This is a genomic window from Nocardiopsis sp. NPDC006832 (genome assembly GCF_040635885.1).
Classification (GTDB): Bacteria; Actinomycetota; Actinomycetes; order Streptosporangiales; family Streptosporangiaceae; genus Nocardiopsis.
Map to the genome: position 1 here is coordinate 44,990 of NZ_JBEYLC010000007.1, position 22,540 is coordinate 67,529.

A 22,540-nucleotide genomic window follows, 5' to 3' on the forward strand; every position below is an offset into this window, starting at 1 on the left:
CAAGGGACCGCGGCCGCAACCACCCACACTCAACAACCACTAATCACGACGCACCCGATACAAACCGTCGATCTCCTCCGAGAACGCACGCAACACCGCATCCCGCCGCAACTCACCCGAAGGATGCACCAACCCCGACTGCACCGTGAACTCCTCGGCCAACACATGGAACGACCGCACCGCCAAATGCCGCGGCACACTCCGATTGGCCTCATACACCAACCCCTGCACCTCACGCAGAAGATCACGATCCCCCGCGATCTCCTCCGGCGCCATCGACAACGGCCGCCCGTTCACCAACCGCCAATACTCCAACTGATCACGCACCAACGTCACCAACGCACTGGCGAACGGACGCCCCTCCACTATCACCAACACCTGGCTGATCAACGGATGCGCCCGCAACCGCTCCTCGAACCCGGCCACCAACTCCGCGTCCGAGCCCCCCTCCACCTCACCGGCACGCGCCACCACACCCGACTCCACCGACCTCACCGGTTCCGGCTCGGCCCGCACCGCACGTGCCTGCGACACCCAAGGCTCCTCGAACCCCCCGGGCTCCTCCACCGGAGCCACCGGCTCAACGGCCTCCTCAGCAACGCCCAGGGCGCGCTCCGGCTCCATCCCCGGCCGCTCCAGCGCACCCTCCACCCGACCCGGCACGAACCGCCCCGGAACCGGCTCCAACGAAGCCTGCGCCCGCACCCGGCCACGCACCCTCACGAACCCGACCTCGTCCACATCGGCCAACACACCCGTGGCCAACCAACCCTCACGGAACGCCGCCCGCGTCCCCTCCACATCGGCCCAATACCCCAAGAACACCGCACCACCGCGCAGGTGCAACTCACCCTCGGGCGAAACCCACCAACGACGATCGGACAACACCCGACCCACCGTCCCCGGCACACGATCGCCCACCGCGTTGGCGCTGAACACCCCACCCGTCTCCGCGATGCCGTACACCTGCATCACCGGAACACCCACACCACCGAAGTAACTGTCCAACCGCTCCGTCAACCCACCGCCCCAGCACACCGCCAGATGCACCCGACCGCCCAACACATCCCGGATCTTGGAGAACGACCAGTCGTACATCGACCGCGACAACCGGGCCCAGGCACCCTTCTTCTTCGCCTGGTCGAACTGCACCGCGGCGTCCATAGCCGCGTTGAACGTCCCCACCGAGTCCCAGTCCGTCGAATGCGCCGTAGCCCGCTCCGCCCCGTGCACACCCTCCAGATCCCTCGACGTGCACACCAACACCGTCGGCTTGAACCGCGCCAACTCCGCACGCAACCGCCCGGGCTCCACCACACCCAACCGGACCCCGCCCACCACACACGCCACCATCGTCGACAACCCCGGCAACTGCGACAACGGCAGATCCATCACCGCGCTCGCCCGCCCAGCCGCCAACTCCGACAACCGCGGCCACATCCGATCCACCAGATCCGCCGCCGACGACAACAACGCCCCGTGCGAGAGCACCGCACCACGCATCGAACGCGACTCCGTGCTCACCGGGTACAACACCACCGCCGGATCCTCCGGCACCACCTCGTCCCGCCGAAAACGCACCGCCGTCGCGTCCATGTACGCACCCAGACCCACCACCTCCGGCAAGTCCTCCTGGTACCGCCACACACGCCCCAGATCCGGCATCTCCCGCTGCAGACCCACCACCACACGATGAGCCCGCTCACCGGCGACCACCGCCACCGCAGGACGCACCTGACGCACCACATGCGCCAACCGCTCCGCCGAGGCCTCCACCGGCAACGGCACCAACACCCCGCGCACCGACCACACCGCGTACGCCAAACGCACCCAGTCGTGATTGGAAGGCGCCACCACCAACACCCGATCGCCATCGGACACCCCGGCGGCCACCAGACCCTTGGCCACCGACGTCACCTCGGTCGCGAACTCCCCCGCCGTCAGACGCTCCCAGTGCTCCTCCACCAGAACCGAGAACACCTGAGAGTGCGCATCAGAAGTCGCCACGTCATAGACGTGGTCGCCCAACCCGGACTGCGCTCGAACCAACGAACCGGGGGTCTCGCCCATAACCAACTCATCCTCTGCCACATCGGAAGGCGGGCCACACCGTTCTCACCCGCCTCATTCGGGGAATCGAGCCCTACTGTGCCCATTTCTCCACCGAACGGCAACCTAGGAGAAACCCCCGATCGACGGCTCATCCCACCTTTACCCGCGCACCCCACACGAACGAAAGCAACGACAACACCGCCACAGACGCCATAACCACGGACATGCTCACCAACGAAGCCTCACCCGAAGGCGTCATCCCCGCCAAAGCCGCGATCGCACCACCCAACGCGAACTGCAACGAACCCATCAACGCCGAAGCCGTACCGGCCACCGCCACCGGCTGACCGTCCAGAGCCGACACCGTCGCGTTCGGCATGATGAACCCGACACTGAGCATCATCACCGCCAACAGCGACGACACCATCCACAGCTGGGCCGTCCCGGTCAACGCCAACACCAACAACGCCAGCACCGCGACCAACGCCAACACAAGACCCATCAGCAACCGACGCTTGGTGTCCACCCGACCCACCAACAAACCGTTGCCCTGCGTGCCCAACATCGACGCCAACGCGTTCACCGCGAACAACCACCCGTACGTCTGCGGCGAGACCCCGAACTCGTTCTGCGACACGAACGAGAACGCCGACACGTACGTGAACAACATCCCGAAGCTCAGCCCCAGCGACAACACCGGCGCCACGAACCGCCGATCCCGCACCAGGGAACCCACCGTCGCCGCCAACACCCGCGGCCCCTGCGCCCGACGCTCCGAGGCGGGCAACGACTCCGGCAGCCAGAACAACACCAACACGAAACTCAGCGCCGCCATCACCGCCAGCACCCAAAAACTCAACTGCCAGGGCCCCACCAGCAACAGCTGCGCACCCACCAGCGGAGCCAGCAACGGCGCCAACATCATCACCAGCGCCAGCCGCGAGAAGAACCGCACCGCGTCATCGCCCTGGAACATGTCGCGCACCACCGCACGCGCGATCACCGCGCCCGCGGCACCGGCCACACCCTGCGCGAACCGCAGCACGATGAACGCCGTCACGTTCGGCACGAACACGCACAACACCGAGGTGACCGTAAACATGGCCACCCCGACCAGCAACGGCCGCCGCCGACCCCAGGCGTCGCTCATCGGCCCGATCACCAACTGACCCGCGGCCAACCCCAGCATGATCGCCGTCAGGGTCAACCCGATCTGTGCTTCGGAGGTGCCGAGGTCCCGGGTGATCTGCGGGAACGCCGGCAGGTACATGTCGGTCGCCAACGGGCCCGTGGCCGTCAGCACACCCAACACCATCACCAACAACGCGATGGAACGACGCGACCGCACCTTGGGCCGGGCCGCCTCTTCCGAGGGGGTGGGGGTGGTCGAGGTCTGCACGGGCACTCCAGTTCAGGAACGGGGAAGGGAAGGCGGGAAGCGCACCAGAGGGTGCGAACCACTCCATAGCAACACCGAAGGGACGCGATTCGCTCCCCACCCGACCACACCGAAACCTGTGATGTCCCTTACCCAGAGGGGATATTCGACCGCACCAGGCGGTTCAACAACCTCTCCACCTCGTTCTCCGGATCCAACGTCAGACCACCATGCACCGGCCCGGCCTGCACGATCGTGCTCCGCGGCGCGGTGAGCCACCGGAACCGTGGTCCGGGACGCACACCCGCGGCCTGCCCGGCCTCTTCCCCGCCGCGGCACATCCGCTCCACCGCCTCCAGGGCTCGACGCACACCCACCACGTCCACACCCGGATCCAGCGCACGCAGCCGGTCCTCGTCCAGGTCCCAACGCGCGGCCAGGAACGCGCGCTCCTGGCTGTAGAGGATCACCCCGACGTTGACGCACTCACCACGTTCCAGGCACGGCACCACACGCAGCAGCGCGTACTCGAACACCACCCGATCGCGTTCGATGCCCACCTGCCCGGTGGTCACCACGCTGTAGCGCTCGCTCATGAGCCCACCTCCGGAAGCCAGGACCGATCGGCCATACGGGCCATCAGATGGCGAACGTAGGCCTCACGAACGGCCTCGGGCGTATCGAACCCGGGTTCCTCCTCCAGCCACACGTCGGGCACCAGCTCCACCACACCGCGCAGCAGCTCCTCGTCCACCAACGGCGCGAACGCGTCGTCGGCCGCGGCCAGGTCCGGGGAGGAACCCGACAGCACGTGGTCGGAGGCGTCGTAGGGGCGGGAGACGAACCGGTCGGCGTTGGCCCAGGAATGGTGGAAGATCAGCGTGGCACCGTGGTCGATCAGGTAGGGCGCACCGTGCCACAGCAGCATGTTCGGGTTGCGCCAGGAACGGTCCACGTTGCCGGTCAGGGCGTCGAGCCACATCACCCGCCCTGCGAAGACCGGGTCGACCTCGAAGGTCAGCGGGTCGAAGCCCAACGAACCCGGCAGGAAGTCCATCCCCAGGTTCAATCCCTCACTGGCCTTGAGCAGCTCCTGGACCTCGGGGTCGGGCTCACCGCGACCGATGACGGCGTCGAACTCCACCATGGCCAGCTCGGGAACCGGCAACCCCAGGGCACGCCCCAACTCACCGGTGACGACCTCCGCGACCAGGGTCTTGCGTCCTTGCCCGGCCCCGATGAACTTGACGACGTACATCCCCAGGTCGTCGGCCTCGACCAGACCGGGGAGCGAACCTCCTTCGCGGAGCGGTAGCACGTACCGCGTCGCGATCACTTTCTTCAGCACGCCGGCCAGCATAGTTGCGATGATCACGCGCGCGGCGCGGACCGCGGAGCCGACCGACCGCCGCCCGCGAACAGAACCAGCGGACAAGGAACGCGTCAGCGGCCCACTACCGGATCGAGCCGACCGGCCCTCGCCGCGCCACCCACCGACAGCCACGGCAACGTCTCCTATCCACCCCTGAACACGTTCTAGAACCATTCCACCTCGAACACGACACGCCGAACCACTCCCCGACACGGAATCCTTAAAGATGGGCGGCGTAGCCGCTCGAATTTGTTTGTCGAGGGATGCTTTTAGAGAAAAGCTCCGCCACCTTTATGACGTAGATCTATACTGATGGAACAGAGACCATCTCATGCATCTCCGATGGATCTCGGCCGATCTCGGAGCCGGAAGGACGCGGAGCCCGGGCGCTCCCCTCCCCGGGAAGGCCCGCACCCGACCACGTCGACTCCCCCACCCCACCCGCGCCTCTCCCCGTCGGCTCAGAGGTTGTCCTCGGGCTGCTCGCCCCACTCCTCTTCGCCGTCCTGCCCCGGACCGGGCAGCGTCGGCACCGGGGTGGGCTCGGCGTCCTCCCCCGGTGAGGGCTCCTGCTCGGGTTCGGACTCCTCGGCCTGCTCCTGCTCGGGTTGCGGGGGCGGCTCCGGCTGGGGGAACTGCATCAACCACAGGTACAGCGCGAACACCAACACCAGCAGCAACAGCAACAACGCCCCCAGGGCGCCGATGAGCCACCAGTTGGCCTCACCACGGGCCACCCTGCTGTCGCGCGCACCGGCCAGGGCACTCCAGCGCACCGCCGACACGCCCCGCTCCCCCGCCCAGTGCGGCATCACCATCGGACCGCTGCGCACCACAGGGCCACCCCGACCGGCACGCTCCAAGAACGCCCCCGCGTCCTCCCGCGCCCCCTCCTCATGGGGACAGGCCACCCACAGGGCCGACCGACCCTTGGTGCGCGCCGCCACCACCTGATCGCTGTGGTCCACCTCCCGGGCGAAACGCTCACGGGTGGGTTCGTCGATCCCGGCGGCGTCGTTGAGCATGGCCACGCTCACCTGACGCCCGCTCTTGTCCCTGCCCAGGTAGACCACACCCAGCCGCGACTCGCGCAACCGACCCGACAGCCGATACCCGCCCAGTTGGCGCGGGTCCCCCTCGTGCAGCCCCATCGTGGGAACCGACATCGACGTACCCCCTTCCATCGACCTACCCCGCGAGCGACGACCGTCGTCGCCACCACCCGTGCCGGGAACCGAACCATGACCCCGGAAACAGGTAGTGTCGCCCACAGGTGATCCAAAACCTACTCCTCATGGTGCCCTCACGGTCGGCACCGACGTACTGGGAAGGCGGGACATGGCAGAAACCTCACCCGGGAACGGTTCCTCCGCTCCGAAACCGGACAACGCTCCGGGGGAACCCACCCGACTGCTGCGCGCGGCGCTGCACGAGGTCTCCACCGTCATCGTCGGCCAGGAACGCATGGTGGAACGCTCCCTCATCGCCCTGGTCGCCCGTGGACACTGCCTCATCGAGGGCGTACCCGGCATCGCCAAGACCCTGGCCGTGTCCACCCTGGCCAAGGTCACCGGTGGTTCGTTCTCCCGCCTGCAGTTCACCCCCGACCTGGTGCCCTCCGACATCGTCGGCACCCGCATCTACCACCCCTCCACCGAGAGCTTCGACGTCGAACTGGGCCCGGTCTTCGCCAACTTCGTGCTGGCCGACGAGATCAACCGCGCGCCCGCCAAGGTCCAGTCGGCCCTGCTGGAGGTGATGGCCGAACGCCAGGTCTCCATCGGCGGCACCACCTACCCGCTGCCCTCGCCCTTCATCGTCATCGCCACCCAGAACCCCGTGGAGTCCGAGGGCGTCTACCCGCTGCCCGAGGCCCAGCGCGACCGGTTCCTGATGAAGGTCGACGTGTACCACCCCAAGGCCCACGAGGAGATGGAGATCCTGCGGCGGATGAGCTCCGAGCCGCCCACCGCGCACCAGGTCCTGGACCCGGTCACCCTGAGCGAGCTCCAGGCCGACGCCGAACGCGTGCACGTCCACCAGCTCATCGCCGACTACATCGTGCGCCTGGTCATGGCCACCCGCGAACCCGAGAACCACCAGATGCCCGACCTGCGCCAGGCCCTGGAGGTGGGCGCCAGCCCACGCGCCACCCTGGGGTTGGTGGCCGCCGCCCGCGCCCTGGCGCTGCTGCGCGGACGCGACTACGTGCTGCCCGACGACGTGCGCGTGCTGGCCCGCGACGTCATCGCCCACCGTCTGGTGCTGACCTTCGACGCCCTGGCCGACGGCATCACCACCGATCAGGTCGTGGACCGCATCCTGTCCACCGTCCCGGCGCCGCGGGTCATCTGGGACGAACCGCCCTCCGGCGAGACCGCGTCCTTCACCTCGCACCGATGAGGGGAGGCCGACCGTGAACGCACCCGCCATCGGCACCGATCCCCGGCTCCGGGCCGCCCTGCGCCGCCTGGACCTGCGCATCGTGCAACGCCTGGACGGCCTGCTGCACGGCGAACACCTGGGGCTGCGCCTGGGACCGGGCTCGGAGGCCGCCGAGGCGCGCCTGTACCAGCCCGGCGAGGACGACGTGCGCCACATGGACTGGGCCGTCACCGCCCGGACCGACACCCCTCACGTGCGCGACCTGGTCGCCGACCGTGAACTGGAGAGCTGGACCCTGTTGGACATGTCCCCGAGCATGGACTTCGGCACCGGCATGTACTCCAAACGCGAGGTGGCCGTGGGCGCTCTGGTGGCCGCCAACCTGCTGACCCAACGGGTGGGCGACCGCTTCGGCGCCCACTTCCTGCACCAGGGTCGGGTGCGCCGTTGGCCCGCCCGCTCGGGCAAGGAGGCCCTGTTGGCGTTGCTGGCCACCATCGCCGCCGCCCCGACCGGGGACCAGCGCGCCCTCGACCCCGACAGCGCCACCCTGGCCGACGCCGTCGGCGACCTGGTGCACACCCGGCGCAGGCGCGGCCTGCGCGTGGTCGTCTCCGACTTCCTGGATACCCCCGCCTTCGGTGGCACCGTCACCTGGGAACGTCCTCTGCGTCAGTTGTCCGCGCGCCACCAGGTACTGGTGGTCGAGGTCCTGGACCCCCGTGAACTGGACGTGCCCGAGGTGGGTGACGTGACCTTGCGCGATCCGACCACCGGTCGGGTGCGCGACGTGCGTCTGACCCGGGCGGTGCGCGAGCGGTACCGTGAGGCCGCCACGACCCAACGCGAGGCCATCCGCGCGGCACTGCGCCGCTGCGGCGTTCAGCACCTGGTGTTGCGCACCGACCGGGACTGGGTATTGGACATCGCGCGGTTCGTCATCGGACAACGACGTACCGCGCACCACATGGCCCGCCACACCCCGGGGGTTCCCCGGTGAGGCGCGCCGACGCGCACAAGGCGTGGGAGGGCCCCACGCCGCCGACGTTGACGGGGGACTGAGGCCACCATGACCTTCCTGGAACCCCAGCGGCTCTGGTGGCTGCTGCTCATCGTGGTGCTGGTGGCCGCCTATGTGTTCGCCCAACGTCAGCGGCGCGACTACACGCTGCGCTTCACCAACCTGGAACTGCTCGACCAGGTCGCCCCACACCGGCCCGACGTCCGTCGACACGTCCCGGCCGGCCTGTTCGCCATGACGGTCGCGGTCCTGATCGCGGCCATGGCGGTCCCGGCGATGCCGGTGGAGGCCCCGCGTGAGCGGGCCACGATCATCGTGGCGGTGGACGTGTCGCTGTCCATGGCCGCCACCGACATCGAACCCGACCGGCTGTACGCGGCCAAGGAGTCGGCGCGCGGGTTCGTGGAGACCCTGCCCGACCGGTTCAACGTCGGGTTGGTCTCCTTCTCCTCCACCGCCACCGTGGTCTCCCCGCCCACCCAGGACCACTCCGCGGTCACCGGTTCCATCGAGGGGTTGCGCCTGGGCCCGGGCACCGCCATCGGCGAGGGGGTCTTCGCCTCGATGGAGGCCATCCGCGGCTTCGACGAGGACGCCGAGGAGGATCCTCCGCCCTCGGCCATCGTGCTGCTCTCCGACGGTGAGAACACCAGTGGCCGCGACATCGCCCAGGCCTCCGCGGCCGCCGCCGAGCAGGAGGTCCCCGTCTCCACGATCGCCTTCGGCAGTGGCGCGGCGATGATCGAGATCGACGGCTACCAGGTGCCGGCCGACATCGACAAGGAGGCCCTTCGGGGTCTGGCCCAGGACACCGACGGTCACTTCTACGAGGCCGAGAGCGAAACCGAACTGGACGAGGTCTACGAGGACATCGGTTCCTCGTTGGGCACCGAGTACGTCCATGAGGAGATCGTCACGCGCTTCGTCATGGTCGCGCTCCTGTTGTCGATGGCCACCGCTTTGACGTCCCTGCTGTGGTTCCAGCGCCTTCCCTGATCGGTCCGAGACCCACCCGAAGAGATGGTGACTTTGGTCACATCCCTTTAGGTGGGCTTTACACCAATTCCTCTGATGTAACCGGTTAGCGTTGGCATGTTTGCCATGCCCAGCCACAACGAGGAACGATGCCGAACACACCCGCACCCCCGACCGCGCTCTGTTTCGATCTGGACGACACCCTCATCGACGACGTCGCCGCATCCTCCACCGGACTGCGCGCGGTCATGGAGCGGCTCGGACACTCCCACTTCGGCTCCGCCCGCGCCCTGTGGGACACCCAGACCGAGATCTCCTTCGGTGCCTACCTGCGCGGTCACCTGTCCCTGGACGAACAGCGACGCCAACGCATCCGCGCCCTGGCGGTCCAGGCCGGCCACAACGACATCGCCGACCAGCACTGCGACGAGCTCTACCGTCTCTACCTGGACGCCCACCGCTCCGCCTGGCAGGTCTACCCCGACACCCACACCACTCTGGCCGCGCTGGGCCGGGCCGGCTACCGACTGGCCGTGGTCACCAACGGCGTCGAGGCCATCCAGCACGCCAAGCTCCAGGCCTTGGAGCTGACCGGCTACTTCCACACCGTGGTGTGCGCCGACACCGCCGGGACGGGAAAGCCCGACCCGCGCATCTTCCACTTCGCCGCCCAGCGACTGGGCGTGGACCCCTCCGCCTGCTGGCACGTGGGCGACCAGATCCAGGCCGACGCCGTGGGCGCCACCGCCGCGCGCATGCACCCGGTCATCATCGACCGCACCGGGCGCCCGCCCTTCGAGGGTCTGACCACCATCACCGACCTGGACAGCCTGCCGCGCATGCTCGGACTGGCCGCTCCCGCCGGTGGCATCTGATGATCTCCGACGAGGTGTTGGCCCGTCGGGTCACCGTGCACCTGATCACCTCCGGGCCCCACGGCCCGGAGCTTCGGGGCGCGCGCGTGCTCTTCGGTCAAGATCCCGAGGAGCTCGCCCGCGAACTGGGCGGATTGGCCGCCGACGTCCCCTTGGTGGCCCTGGACGTGGTCACCGAGACCGTCAGCCTCTCGCGCAGCCGGGCCCTGCACGTGGACCGCATCGTCTACACCAGGCCCGAGCTGCGCTCGGCCTGGCCCTCGGTGGTGCCCGTCCAGGGTCTGACTCCCACCGCGCCCGAACTGGCCGAGGACGAACCCGGCCCCGGGCCGAAGGACCTGCCCCGGCTGCGCCGATTCGCCTCCTACGGCCTCGTCACCGACCCGGCCGGGCGCATCCTGCTCAGCAAGATCGCCGAGGGCTTCCCCGGCGCCGGTACCTGGCACCTGCCCGGCGGCGGCGTGGACCCCGGTGAGGACGTGCGCGCGGCGCTGCGCCGCGAGGTGCTGGAGGAGACCGGACAACACGGGGTGGTCGGCGAACTCATCTCGGTCTCCGCCCACCACCGCAGGCCACCCGCCGCGGCCCTGCACATCTACGCGGTCTGGGTCTTCTCCCACGTGCACGTGGGCGCGCCGACCCGGGCCCACGTCACCGAGGAGAACGGCTCCACCTGCGACTGCGCTTGGTTCACCCCCGAGGAACTCCCCGGCCTGCGCCTGTCCACCACCGCCCGGATCGGGATGGGCCTCCTGGTCTCCCGACCGGGCCACTGACCCACGGCGGATCCAACGGGGCTCGCCCCGCCGGCCCGCTCACCGGACGCTCTTCAGGAGGAGGGCGTCCGGTGGAGCAACCACCACACACCGGCGCCCGCGCCCAGCACCGCCATGCCCAGGGCCACCACCGGAAGCGGCAGGCTGGTGGCCAGCACCACACACCCCGCCAGACCGCCAACAGGGGCGATCAACGGCGGCCGGTCCTCGTGCGGGCCCAACCTCAGCGCCGAGGCGTTGGCGATGGCGTAGTAGACCAGCACACCGAAGGCCGAGAAGGCGATCGCCCCGGCCAGGTCGGCCACCATCACCAGGACGACCACGACCACCGCCACGGCGATCTCCGCGCGGTAGGGGACCCCGAGTCGGGTGTGGGACACCCCCAACGAGCGGGGCAGGTGACCGTCCGAGGCCATGGCCGCCACGGTGCGCGAGACCCCCAACAGCAACGACAGCAAGGCCCCGGTGCACGCCAGCACCGCGCCGGCCACCACGAACGGCGCCAGCATCGGGAACCCGGCCACCCGGACCGCGTCCACCATCGGCGCGGTCGAGGTGGTCAAACGCTCGCGCCCCAGCACGATCAGCAGCCCCGTGCCGATGGCCAGGTACAGTACCGACACCCCGCCCAGCGCCAAGGTGACGGCCCGCGGGATGGTGGTGCGCGGATCGCGCACCTCCCCGCCGAGCGTGGTGATGCGCGCATATCCCGCGAACGCGAAGAAGATCATCCCGGCCGAGCCCAGAACGCCGAAGGATCCGGGCCAAGGGCCCATGCCGTCGACCTCGGCGACCGCGGCGAAGCGTCCGCTGAGCACCATCGCCACGAACACCGCGACGAGCACCGCCAGCACCAGGACCACCAGGGTCTTGACCACCACCGTCGAACGCCGCACCCCTTGGAGGTTCAGCGCGGCCAACGCCACCACCACGGCCACCGCCAGGGGTTTCTCCCACCCGGGCAGCACGTAGGCGCCCAACGTCAACGCCATCGCCGCGCAGGAGGCGACCTTGCCGACCACGAAGGACCAACCGGCCAGGTACCCCCACATTTCACCGAGGCGTTCGCGCCCGTACACATAGGTGCCGCCGTTCTCGGGGTGGCGGGCGGCCAACCGGGCCGAGGAGATGGCGTTGCAGTAGGCGACCGCACCGGCGATGACGATGGCGACCGGAAGCCAGGCTCCGGCGCCCAGTGCCGCCGGTGCGAAGACCGCGAAAACCCCGGCACCGAGCATCGCCGCGACGCCGATGGCGGCCGCGTCGATGGTGCTCAATACCCGGGCCGGTCCGGCCTGCGGTCCGGAAGAGGTGGCCAACAAGCTCTCCTTGGTCGACTGATCCGACTTTCCGAGTGTGCACGATGTGACCGACCCTTGGGCCCAGGCACGCTCCGGACCTTCGACCGTTCCGGATCGGGGAGGGGCCCGATCCGGAACGGGGGCGGACACAGGATGAGGCCCCCGGCACACGCCGAGGGCCTGCTCACACCGTCCCCCGCCGGTCGGCCGCTACCGGCGCCGACCGATGGGGGCCTGCTCAGGTGGGTCGCCAGGGCGAACCGGTGTTGTCGTTGATGTCCTCGGCGGCCACCTGTCGCAGCTGTCGGGACAGGTCCGACAGGGCGCGCGAGACCGCCAACTCCTCGCCGATCTCGGGCATGTCCAGGTCCCAAGGGTGCTTGCGGGCCATGCCGTGGCCGCGCAACGCGGTACCGTCCTCGGCCTCCAACCCCACCTCGGCCCAGGTACGAGCCATCTCCCCCTCGCTCTCCTCGGCCACGACCACGTCGACGTTCCACCGCTTCGTCGTCTGCATGGCGATCTCCCCTCGCGTGCGGTGAGTGTTCGATGTTCGCGTCGGGCCCTGAGCCGACAGGGCCCGGCGGGGTCCCCCACGAACCTCGCCTACTCCCATCATCGCGCCCGGATCCGCGACCCCGTCGGGGGTTGACCCTTTCGTTCCCGCTCGTTGGCGAGGTTTTTGGCCACCGGACCATCACCCTTCCCCTGATAACGTCACGGCGTGGCCCAGCACTACTTCGACTCCGATCCCGACGCCGCCAGCCGGCCCTCCACGGCCGACCTGGTCCTGCCCGACGTGCACCTGCGTCTGCACACCGACCGCGGCGTCTTCTCCCCCGACAAGGTCGACCTGGGTACCCGGGTCCTGTTGGAGAGCGTTCCCGCACCACCTCCCGAGGGCGACCTGCTCGACGTGGGTTGCGGCTACGGTCCCATCGCCCTGACCCTGGCCCACCGGGCGCCCAACGCCCGGGTCCTGGGTGTGGACGTCAACTCCCGCGCGGTGTCCCTGGCCCGCCGCAACGCCGCCGAACACGGGATGGACCACACGCGCTTCGCCGTGGTCACCCCCGAGGGCGGCCTGGCCCTGGAACAGGGGAAGGGCACCGACAGCCCGCCCGGGGCCGGCGACCTTCAGGGCCCCTTCGACGTCATCTGGTCCAACCCGCCCATCCGTGTGGGCAAGGACGTCCTGCACGGTCTGCTGCTCACCTGGCTGTCCCGCCTGGCCCCCGGCGGGGTCGCCCACCTGGTCGTCCAGCGCCACCTGGGGTCGGACTCCCTGCAGAAGTGGTTGGAGTCCCAGGGCCACCCCACCGAGCGGCTCACCTCCCGCGCCGGCTTCCGGGTCCTGACCGTGCACCCCGCACCCACCATCTGAACCCGGGAAAATCCCCTTTTCGGACGCCATGCCCGATCCCCCACGTGCAGGTCGGCGCACGGAACGGTACGCTTGGGCGACCGGCGCCGGACCACCCGGCCCCCATCGACGAGGAACACACCGCAGTTGAGCACGCAGTTGCGTCCCACGGACGTCAAACGCCTGAACCGTCAGTGGCGCAGGCGCACCGAAGGACGCCTGTCCCTGATGGTCGAGTCGGTCACCCAACCCTTCAACCTGGGTTCGATCCTGCGCACCTGCGCCACCCTGGGCGTGGACCGGCTCTGGCTCACCGGCAACAGCGCCGACCCCGATGACCCCAAGGTCGGCAAGACCGCCCTGGGTACCGGGGCCAAGGTCCCCCACGAGCGCCTGGCCACCACCGCGGAGGCCCTGGCGGCCGCCCGCGCCGACGGCTACAAGGTCGTGGCCCTGGAACTGGCCAAGGGTGCCGTACCCCTGCACACCGCGCCCCTTGAGCCCGACGTGTGTCTGGCCGTGGGCGCCGAGGACCACGGGTGCTCCCCCGCGCTGCTCAACGGCGCGGACGCCATCACCTACATTCCCCAGATCGGTCGGGTCGGCTCGCTCAACGTGGCCGTGGCCACCGCGATCGCCCTGACCGAGGCCCGTCGCAGGGAGTGGGCCGGCTTCGGCGACGAGGCCGACGCCCCCACCGGTTCCTGAATCGAAGAATCGTCACCGGGGGCGGGAATCTTTCACCGCCCCCGAACGTATCCTCTTCGACCCCATGTTCCACGACAATCACATCATCCGAGGCGCTACGGCGCAGAGAGAGGAACAGTGGATTCGTCCCGAAGTACCAGCAGCATCCCCCGTGGATGCTGTGACTCTGACACAGACGAGCCCCCTTCTTGGCGGGGCGCACACCTTCGAAAGAACTCGGCCCTTAGACGGACCCAGGCGGTGTGTGCCCGATGAGCACCGTCCTCAGTATCGCCTTCGGCGCGCTGGTGGTCTTCTTGATCACCGTGGCGACCGGATACTTCGTCGCCCAGGAATTCGGCTACATGGCCGTGGATCGCTCACGCCTGAAGGCGCGGGCCTCGGCCGGTGACAATGGGGCCAAACGGGCCCTGGCGATCACCAATCGCACCTCGTTCATGCTCTCCGGCGCCCAGTTGGGCATCACGGTGACCACTCTGTTGGTCGGTTACGTGGCCGAACCGATGATCGGTACCGGGGTCGGAGAACTGCTCGGTGAAGCCGGCGTACCGAACGGCACCGGTCTGGCCATCGGCACCGCCCTGGCCCTGATCTTCTCCACCGTCGTACAGATGGTCTTCGGTGAACTGTTCGCCAAGAACCTGGCCATCGCCCGACCCGAGCCCGTGGCCCGCTGGTTGGCGCTGTCCACCGGTATCTACCTCAAGGTCTTCGGGCCCGTCATCTGGTTGTTCGACCAGGCCTCCAACCTGCTGCTCAAGGCGGTCGGCATCACGCCGGTCGAGGACGTCCAGCACGCGGCCACCCCGCGCGACCTGGAACGCATCATCGCCGAGTCCAGGGAGAGCGGGGACCTGCCCGCCGAGGTGTCCACCCTGTTGGACCGCACCCTGGACTTCCACGACCAGACCGCCGAGCACGCGATGATCCCCCGCCCGGAGGTCACCACGGTGGAGGAGAACGACCCGGTCAGCCTGGTCGTGGAGCACATGTCCTCCGGACACTCGCGCTTCCCCGTCCTGGGACAGGGAGTGGACGACATCGTCGGTGTCATCTGCCTGCGCGACGTGCTCGCCCTGGGCGACCGTGACCTGGCGGGCGTGCGCGTCAGCGAGATCGCCCGGCCCACAGTGATGGTCCCGGCGTCCCTGCCCCTGCCCGGGGTGCTCGGCCAACTGCGCGAGGTCGACGAGGAGTTCGCCTGCGTGGTCGACGAGTACGGCGGTCTGGCCGGCGTCATCACCACGGAGGACCTGGCCGAGGAGCTCGTCGGCGAGATCGCCGACGAACACACCCCCGAGGAGGAGTCGCCCGCCCGATTGGGCGGGGACAACGGCTACCTGGTCCCCGGTGGGCTGCACATCGACGAGGTCGAGCGGCTCATCGGCCACGACCTGCCCGATGGCGACTACGAGACCCTGGGTGGTCTGGTCATCCACGAGCTGCACCGGCTGCCCAAGGCCGGCGACCGTGTCGACCTGCCGCTGCCCCGACCCTCCAGTGCCCATGACGACGATCCCGACATGGCGTTGGCCATGATCGTCCACGCCGTCCAACGGCACGTGCCCCACAGCATCGAGGTCAGGTTGCGTGAGGTCCAGGGCGAGGACGCACAGGAGGTGCGCGCATGAGTGAGATGAACGTGTGGTTGGCGATGGCGCTGACCGTGGTCTTCATCGCGTTGAGCGCGTTCTTCGTGGCGATCGAGTTCGCCCTGGTGGCGGCCCGCCGCTACCGGTTGGAGGAGGCCGCGCACACCAGCGCCTCGGCCCGGGCCGCTCTCAAGAGCGCCCGCGACCTGTCGCTGTTGTTGGCCGGCTCACAGCTGGGCATCACCCTGGCCACCCTGGCCCTGGGTGCCATCTCCAAGCCTGCCTTCCACCACCTGCTGGAGCCGCTCTTCGGTTCCCTGCCAGGATCGGTGGGGTACGTGCTCTCCTTCGTCTTCTCCCTGATCATCGTGACGTTCCTGCACCTGATCGTGGGTGAGATGGCGCCCAAGTCCTGGGCGATCTCCCACCCGGAGAAGTCCGCCACCATGTTGGCCATCCCCATGCGGGCGTTCATGTGGCTGACCCGCCCGATCATCGTCATGCTCAACTCCATGGCCAACGCCGTGCTGCGCCGTTTCGGTGTGGAGGCCGTGGACGAGATGGCCAGCGGGCACAACCCCGAGGACGTGCGCGAGCTGGTCGAGCACTCGGCCAAGGCCGGTGCCCTGGACTCCGAGCGCCGTGACCAGCTGGCCACCGCCTTGGAGGTCAACTCCCAGCCCATCAGCGAGCACATCACCCCGCGCGAGGACATCGCCTGGGTGGGACCCGACGCCGGTGTGGAGGAGATCAAGCGCGTCTCCCGACAGACCACGCACCTGCGTCTGGTCGTGATGGAGGACGAGCAGCCCGTAGGGGTCGTGCACGTACGCGAGGCCCTGACCGGCGCGGCCGACACCACCGCCGAGGACCTGATGCGTCCGGTCCTGACCCTGGATCCGACCACACCCATGTACGCGGCCATGGGCATCATGCGGGAGAGCCGCAACCACCTGGCCCTGGTCGAGAACGAGGACGGCCTGGTGGGGCTGGTGACCCTGCAGGACATCCTGGAGCGGTTGTTGCTGCTGGACACCGCCGCCTGACGTCGGCGCCGCGACGCGGCGCGGACGGGAACCACGGGGAGGGCTCTTGGGCCCTCCCCGTTTCATTGGTCCGTTGGGCGTGGGAACCCGGTCCCTCGGCTCCGGAAGGAAACGTCCTCCGCCTTCCAGGTGTGCTCGTGGCCGGCCGCTCGTTGAAGCAGACGCGCGTACTCGTGACCGACGCCCTGGACGGCGCCCCGTGGGTGGTGGTGATGTCGACCCTGGTCACAGCGCTGGAGCGGATCATCGTGATGGGCCCAGAGAGCGGGCATCCGCGCCCGGTGATCATGGGGGGCGAGTAGGAACGGAACGGTGAGTCCCGACAATTGTCACATCTGTTGACACCCATAGCGGGACCCATCACCCTGTCGGGATGGACGGTGACGCGGTGGCCTTCGTCAAGGCCGATGTGGAACGGGTGTGCGCGGAGTTCGCAGACCTGGCCCCGGCAGTGCGGCTACGCAAGCTCGCCGAGCTGCGAGCGGCCCTGGACGAGACCCTCGGCCAGGCGGCCGTGTCCGCGATGAGCGACGCCCGATCCGAGGGGTGGGGGCTGCGCCGGATCGCGGCGTTCTCGTCCGTCTCCCACGAGCAGGTACGGCGCACCCTCGCCGCAGCAGACGAGGGCACCGCGGGATGAGGGGCCCTACTGGCCGGAGCGAGGCGCGCGTAGGGGACGCGGCTGCCCGGCACCGATCTCAGGGGCGAGCTTGAAGCTGTAGCGGCCCAGCATGTTCAGGTGCTCGCTGCCCAAAGGGCTCAGGCGAGCGATGTCGGAGGCGTTCACCCGGGTGCCCTCGGCTCGGATCTGCTCGATGGCGCGGGCGGTGTAGACGGTGTTCCACAAGATGACGACGTTGACCACGAAGCCGAGCGCACCGAGCTGGTCCTCCATGCCCTCTCGGTAGCGCTGGCGCAGCTCACCCTTTTGGCCGTGGAAGATCTTGCGGGCCGGGGTGTGGCGGGATTCTTGACGGTTGAGCTGGGTGTTGCCCCGGCTTCAGAGGAGTTCATCGTCGAAGTAAGAGGCCAGGTAGATCGATCGGTCCAGGCGTCCCAGCTCCATCAGGGCCCGGCCGATCGGGGTGGGGGTGCCGCCTCCGGCCAGGTAGCGGAACAGTTCGCTGGTCTTGACCGGGACGACGAAGCGCAGCCCGTCGGCGGAGGCCGGCTCGCCGCCGCCCCAGACGGCCACGATGTCCAGACGTGAGTGGTAGTCGACCAGGTCGGCGTTGGCCGGGGTGAGGGTGGCCTCGCGGATGTAGTTCTGCTCGGTCCAAAACAGCCGGTCCAGGGACAGGGCCTCGCTGGCCTCGGAGACCATCGGGCGCATGCCGACGTTCATGGCCTGGGCTCACAGCACGGCGGCGATGGAGGTGATCATGTCCTCCTTGCGAGAGGGTGTCTGGCCGCCCACGTGGGTGAACCGGTCAAGGCACCCGGTCCAGGAGTGGACCTCCAACAGCACCTCGGGGAAGTCCACAACGGGAACGCGGGCGGCCACATCGGCGCGCAGCGCGGACAGTGAGGCGGGCTCGTCCAAGGCGTCCAGGCCGGACAACACGAGGTGGTCACGACCCTCGCGATCTTCGATGCGCACCGAGGGGTTGGCCGCAAGGCCGTCGGCGAGTTGGGCGACGGCTTGGGCGCGGGCGGCCTTGGCGAAGCGTGCCAGGGCCACAATCCGTCCCGGTGGAACCGAGGACAGGTTCCAGGCGGAGGCGCCCAGGGAGCGGATGGCGGCGTAGCGGTCCAGGGCTTTGACGACGCCCTTGCCGCTGATGTCGGTGGGGCTCTTGCGGTAGCGGTCCAGTTGGGAGACGCGCCCTCCTTCGGCCACGTTGACCAGGGCCTGAAGGGTTGTGCGCTGCTCGGGTGTGGGGGCCGAGGACAGGAGTTTGAACTGGCGCAGGGCCACGCGCTCGCGCACACCGGCGATGAGCCGTTCCAGGGTGGTCACGCCGGGAAGCAGGATCTTGGCCTCGACCAGGCGGTTGGTGGCCAGGTCGAACAGCACGCTGGGGCGCTCGTTGCCCGACCAGGAGCGCCGGTAGGCCCAGATGCCCAGCAACAGCCACTGGTGGGGGTCGAAGAGGGTGTAGCCGTAGCGTTCGCGGATCAGCTTCTGGTGGTCCCAGCGGCCTTTCTTCTCCCCGTACCCCTTGAGGTCGTCGGCGGTCAGGCCGAGTTGTTCGGCGATGAAGTCGACGACGGCGGTGGGCACCTCGGTGGGGTCATCCAGGAACGTGCCCAAAAAGCGCACGGTGGTCAGTTGCAGGGCCAGGCCGAGCTGGTTGCGCGGCCCGTAGGCGCTCATCGCCAGGCGGCGCGCGTCGGCGTCCAGGTGGAAGAAGGCGCCCAGTTGTGACTCGTCGGGGACGGTGTTGAAGCGGCTGTAGCGCTCGCGCTGGGCGGCGGTGAGGAAGTTGACCGGCATGAGGGGATGCCTTCCATGGAGCCCGCCCACCGCCCTGGGGCGGTGGGCGGGCTCGGCACGGGGATTGTCCCAGGGGCAAGCCGATCAGGAGGCCGATTCGGCACAAAAGCTCGGATATGGGGGCGGTTATCCGCTCACCCTGCGCTGTCGCAGCCCTCTATAGGGCTGCTTCAACACGCTGCCGTTCGAGTGCGGCCAGAGCGACGGTAGCTCGACTGTGGCCTTCCAACCCGTCCATGACAGCACCGACCACGAGGTGCTGGTGGCGATGGCTTCGGTCAGGCCTTGAACACGTAGCTCAGCTCCGCCTCTGTTCGGAGGCGGAGCTGAGCACCTTGCCCGCTAGGTGATCGTTAGCGACGAGATTTCGCGGCTCGCCGTAGCTCCAGGAATCGCGGGCCTACCTGCGGAAACGATATTCTGTTACCGCTTTCTCCCATATCCGGTCCGCACCCCCAACATGTCCCGCTCCCAGAGGAGAGCGGGGCGTTTTCACCTTCATGTCACAGACGTCTTACCGTGCGTCTACACGATCGGGCCGGACACGTCTCAAGACGAACATGCACCCGACAACGATCAGCCCCAAAGCCGCGAAGCCCAACCAATGGAGGGTGCCTCCGGAGTCAGCGAGGCTGGGGACGAGCAGAACCAATCCCGCCCCGGCCAACGCCATGGGGATGAGAAAGGCGAGGAAGAGCCGGTAAGACCCCTTCCCTTTAGACATGGTGATCACCTCAGAAACAGCTCGCGATCGCTGTGATCGAAGCACCGCCGACGACCGCGAACCCGCCGACGCACGCCGCGCAGACCGGGGCGGTGACAGGAGTCATGGGAACGGAGCAGGAACCGACGCAGGCATAGGCGATGGCGGCGCCCACCGCGCCGCTGACACCGAGCACCGCGGCGACGCACGCGCCCGTGTTGGCGCTCTCGGCGACCGCTTCGTTCGCGGCCGCTGTCTCGTCACGGAGCTGCTCGTCACCCACGAACGGGATACCGGTGTCCTCGCTCTGCGTGAGCGCACCGTCCACGTAGCTGCTGATGTGGAAATTGCCGGAGTCGGCCTGGCTGTACAGGGTCTCGGCGTACTGGATGACGGCGCCCTCAGCATCGAAGAGAACCGTCAGGTTACTCAATGGCTCGCTGTAGCCGCCCGAGATCGGGACACTCACCGACGTGTGCTGCGGCTGGTCCGAGTCGGTCTCGATCTGGTAGGCCTTGGCTCCGTCGCGCACCAGGGCCTCGGCCGACGCGTGCACCGTCACTTCGCCGTCGCCGACGAGCGCGGACACATCGGCCGTGAGCCGTTCGGCCGGTGCGCCCTCGATCAGGGCCATGTCGTACGCGTCATCTTGGTTGGCGCCCGCGGCCACGGCGCCGTTGTCAGAACATTCGGTGGCCGACTGGGCCGACGACACCTCAACCGAACCCGCTCTTGGCGGCGTCGGCGATGCCACAGCCGTTCCGGCCGGGATCATCAGAAACGCTGCGGTGACCACACCGATCACGTTGATCGTACGAATGGGGGTCCTCTCGATGAGGGATGGATGGGGTCAGACCCTCCCCTTGCCGTAGCGGCGGCGAGACAATCACACGGGGCCACCTTCGGTCACACTAAGCAGTGAAATCACTGCTCACGGCAATAGTAGGAGAAGTAGGCCTATACCAAGGCCTCAATACCCCTTGCATCCCAGCCGCCACTGTGGCAGAAAACCCGGCGGTCTACCACAACCCAAACGCCTCCGGCGAGGGCCTCAGGAATCCAGGTTGGGGAGGGGAGGCCAGTCGGGTGCACCTCTGCTGTGGCCGGGGCAGGGACCCTCAGCTCTCACCCCGTCACCCACCAGCGGTCGAAGACCAGCACACCGAGCCCGAGGCCGCCAGCCCTCCGCGCCACCGGGAGCTGCGGCTTCCGCTCTACGTCGCTCCACCCGGTCACCCGGCAGCGTTCCCGGGCCGAGCCTCGCTCCGCGAGGTGGCACCCCGGACACGGCGTGCTCGCGCGGAGCGCGCCGACGGATGACGGGATGGACCTCGAGGAACGGGGGCGTGCGTGGACCGGTCATCGGTCCACCGTGAGCGCCTCCAGCGCGGCGGCCTTATCGGCTTCGGTGGGCAGGGCGTAGCGGCGGGTGGTGTTGATGTCGGCGTGTCCCATCAGTTCGGCGACCGTGACCAGGTCGACCGGCTCGCGTGCCGGCTCGCCACGGCCGCGCACCAGGTCGGTGCCGAAGGTGCGGCGCAGCACGTGCGGACCGAACACCTCGCCGTCATCTGACGGTCCGACCCCCGCCGCCGCGCCCAGCGCGGTGACCGCCGCGGCGGCTGCCCGCGTCGACAGCCGGCCCCCGTCGTAGTTGCGCACCAGCGGTCCCGCGCCGGGGCGGCCGAGATCGTCCAGGAGGAGTTCGAGGGAGGAGCGGATCTCGGCGTGCAACGGCACCGTGCGGTCTTTTCCGCCCAGGCGTCCCTTGCCACGTACTCGCACCGTGCCCTTGCGGGCCGAGGCCCGGAGGTCGGCCACGTCCAAGGCGACGATCCCGGCGATGCGCAGCCCGGCGTAGTAGGCCGGGTGGCAGATCACCCGGTCACGCACCGAGGCGTCCCGGGCCACGGTGCGCAGGAACCGCAGCAGCGTGCGCTGGTCCAACGCCCGGGGCGCGGAGGGGCGGCTCAGGTGTTCGCGCACCACTGCGGGGCGCCCCGAGCCGCGCAGGGCGAAGAAGGCGTCCAGCGCGGCGAGCCGGTTGTTGATCGTGGCCGCCGACAGGCGAGCGCCCCCGCGGGTGCGGGTGTTCTTCAAGGTGCGCCGCCAGTCGCGCACCGCCCAATCCCGCGCGGTCGCATCGGTGAGCGGGTCGCCGTCCAGCGCGCCGGCCTCGCGCGCGTCGGCGAGCCAGGCCAGGAAGTAGCCGACGTTGCGCCGGTACTTGTCGCGGGTGGCCGCGCCCAGGTCGGTCGCCGAGGCCAGCCTCGCGGCGAAGGTCGCACGTTCTGCGTCCAGGTCGCCGGGCAACGCCACGGTTCGGCGCGGTCGCCCGGTGCGTGTGTTTCCAGAAGTAGAGCCTCCCGCAGCGAGGCCGTGCAAGTCACCTGCGAACTACGTGTCCTGCTGGCGAAGGGGCGGAAATGTGAACCAAGGGTGTCAACAGATGTGACAGTTACCGGAACTCACCGTTCCGTTCCTACTCGGACCCCATCATCGACCACGGTGAACCCGTGGGCGCGGCGGCCCGCACCACACCGTGAGCGGGGGCGG

General features: G+C 68.9%; 19 protein-coding genes and 2 pseudogenes. 11 read left to right on the top strand and 10 right to left on the bottom strand.

All coding sequences use genetic code 11. The features are described 5' to 3' along the window. Positions 1-39 precede the first annotated feature (39 nt). The 5 genes from ABZ717_RS05335 to ABZ717_RS05355 all read right to left on the bottom strand — a co-directional run bounded on the left by ABZ717_RS05335 (position 40) and on the right by ABZ717_RS05355 (position 5,968). Positions 40-2,070 carry an AMP-binding protein gene (locus tag ABZ717_RS05335; protein ID WP_358505955.1) on the bottom strand — a complete coding sequence of 677 codons (2,031 nt, stop codon included), beginning with the start codon at positions 2,068-2,070 and terminating at the stop codon, positions 40-42. Positions 2,071-2,200: 130 nt separating this feature from the next. Then, positions 2,201-3,451: a multidrug effflux MFS transporter gene (locus tag ABZ717_RS05340; protein WP_358505958.1), complete on the bottom strand. Its 1,251-nt coding sequence runs from the start codon at positions 3,449-3,451 to the stop codon at positions 2,201-2,203. A gap of 128 nt (positions 3,452-3,579) precedes the next feature. Then, positions 3,580-4,026 carry a DUF3037 domain-containing protein gene (locus tag ABZ717_RS05345; protein WP_358505961.1) on the bottom strand — a complete coding sequence of 149 codons (447 nt, stop codon included), beginning with the start codon at positions 4,024-4,026 and terminating at the stop codon, positions 3,580-3,582. Then, complete coding sequence (locus ABZ717_RS05350; protein WP_358505964.1) at positions 4,023-4,790, bottom strand: HipA family kinase; 768 nt, start codon at positions 4,788-4,790, stop codon at positions 4,023-4,025. The genes ABZ717_RS05345 and ABZ717_RS05350 overlap by 4 nt, the downstream gene beginning before the upstream one ends. Positions 4,791-5,263: 473 nt before the next feature. Continuing rightward, positions 5,264-5,968, bottom strand: coding sequence for a hypothetical protein (locus ABZ717_RS05355; protein ID WP_358505967.1), 705 nt, complete (start codon positions 5,966-5,968; stop codon positions 5,264-5,266). A 172-nt stretch (positions 5,969-6,140) separates the two neighbouring features. Here ABZ717_RS05355 and ABZ717_RS05360 point away from each other — a divergent pair, with 172 nt between their 5' ends. The 5 genes from ABZ717_RS05360 to ABZ717_RS05380 all read left to right on the top strand — a co-directional run bounded on the left by ABZ717_RS05360 (position 6,141) and on the right by ABZ717_RS05380 (position 10,834). After that, entirely contained in the window at positions 6,141-7,205 is a 1,065-nt protein-coding gene (locus tag ABZ717_RS05360; protein ID WP_358505970.1) for an AAA family ATPase, read from the top strand. Between the two features lie 13 nt (positions 7,206-7,218). After that, positions 7,219-8,187, top strand: a complete 969-nt coding sequence (locus ABZ717_RS05365) for a DUF58 domain-containing protein (RefSeq protein WP_358505973.1) — start codon at positions 7,219-7,221, stop codon at positions 8,185-8,187. 69 nt (positions 8,188-8,256) lie between these two features. Next, positions 8,257-9,204, top strand: coding sequence for a VWA domain-containing protein (locus ABZ717_RS05370; RefSeq protein WP_358505976.1), 948 nt, complete (start codon positions 8,257-8,259; stop codon positions 9,202-9,204). A 128-nt stretch (positions 9,205-9,332) separates the two neighbouring features. Beyond that, complete coding sequence (locus tag ABZ717_RS05375; RefSeq protein WP_358505979.1) at positions 9,333-10,058, top strand: HAD family hydrolase; 726 nt, start codon at positions 9,333-9,335, stop codon at positions 10,056-10,058. Next, a complete protein-coding gene (locus ABZ717_RS05380; RefSeq protein WP_358505982.1) occupies positions 10,058-10,834 on the top strand; it encodes an NUDIX domain-containing protein in 777 nt (258 codons plus the stop codon). Before ABZ717_RS05375 ends, ABZ717_RS05380 begins: the two co-directional genes overlap by 1 nt. A gap of 53 nt (positions 10,835-10,887) precedes the next feature. On the opposite strand, the gene ABZ717_RS05385 is transcribed toward ABZ717_RS05380, so the two are convergent. Both ABZ717_RS05385 and ABZ717_RS05390 read right to left on the bottom strand, forming a co-directional pair. Next, entirely contained in the window at positions 10,888-12,153 is a 1,266-nt protein-coding gene (locus ABZ717_RS05385) for an APC family permease (protein ID WP_358505985.1), read from the bottom strand. Positions 12,154-12,373: 220 nt separating this feature from the next. After that, a pseudogene (locus ABZ717_RS05390) lies at positions 12,374-12,701 on the bottom strand (DUF1876 domain-containing protein); the annotation flags it as partial. Between the two features lie 158 nt (positions 12,702-12,859). Between ABZ717_RS05390 and ABZ717_RS05395 the strand changes: the two are divergent. The 6 genes from ABZ717_RS05395 to ABZ717_RS05420 all read left to right on the top strand — a co-directional run bounded on the left by ABZ717_RS05395 (position 12,860) and on the right by ABZ717_RS05420 (position 17,484). Next, positions 12,860-13,519 carry a methyltransferase gene (locus ABZ717_RS05395; protein WP_358505988.1) on the top strand — a complete coding sequence of 220 codons (660 nt, stop codon included), beginning with the start codon at positions 12,860-12,862 and terminating at the stop codon, positions 13,517-13,519. Between the two features lie 126 nt (positions 13,520-13,645). Next, positions 13,646-14,206, top strand: a complete 561-nt coding sequence (locus ABZ717_RS05400) for a TrmH family RNA methyltransferase (protein ID WP_358505991.1) — start codon at positions 13,646-13,648, stop codon at positions 14,204-14,206. 251 nt (positions 14,207-14,457) lie between these two features. Further along, positions 14,458-15,837 carry a hemolysin family protein gene (locus ABZ717_RS05405; RefSeq protein ID WP_358505994.1) on the top strand — a complete coding sequence of 460 codons (1,380 nt, stop codon included), beginning with the start codon at positions 14,458-14,460 and terminating at the stop codon, positions 15,835-15,837. Next, the gene (locus ABZ717_RS05410) at positions 15,834-16,844 is read left to right on the top strand and encodes a hemolysin family protein (RefSeq protein WP_358505997.1); all 1,011 of its coding nucleotides are present in this window, start codon (positions 15,834-15,836) and stop codon (positions 16,842-16,844) included. The genes ABZ717_RS05405 and ABZ717_RS05410 overlap by 4 nt, the downstream gene beginning before the upstream one ends. A 137-nt stretch (positions 16,845-16,981) precedes the next feature. Then, positions 16,982-17,146 carry a hypothetical protein gene (locus tag ABZ717_RS05415; RefSeq protein ID WP_358506000.1) on the top strand — a complete coding sequence of 55 codons (165 nt, stop codon included), beginning with the start codon at positions 16,982-16,984 and terminating at the stop codon, positions 17,144-17,146. Between the two features lie 71 nt (positions 17,147-17,217). Further along, positions 17,218-17,484: a hypothetical protein gene (locus ABZ717_RS05420; RefSeq protein WP_358506003.1), complete on the top strand. Its 267-nt coding sequence runs from the start codon at positions 17,218-17,220 to the stop codon at positions 17,482-17,484. Positions 17,485-17,490: 6 nt separating this feature from the next. Here the strand turns inward: ABZ717_RS05420 and ABZ717_RS05425 are convergent. The 3 genes and pseudogenes from ABZ717_RS05425 to ABZ717_RS05435 form a co-directional block, all read right to left on the bottom strand. After that, positions 17,491-19,281 (bottom strand): annotated as a pseudogene (locus tag ABZ717_RS05425) (Tn3 family transposase). A gap of 734 nt (positions 19,282-20,015) precedes the next feature. Then, positions 20,016-20,780 (bottom strand): hypothetical protein, encoded by a 765-nt coding sequence (locus ABZ717_RS05430; protein WP_358506005.1) that lies wholly within the window; start codon positions 20,778-20,780, stop codon positions 20,016-20,018. A gap of 563 nt (positions 20,781-21,343) precedes the next feature. After that, positions 21,344-22,303: a tyrosine-type recombinase/integrase gene (locus tag ABZ717_RS05435; protein ID WP_358506008.1), complete on the bottom strand. Its 960-nt coding sequence runs from the start codon at positions 22,301-22,303 to the stop codon at positions 21,344-21,346. Positions 22,304-22,540 lie beyond the last annotated feature (237 nt).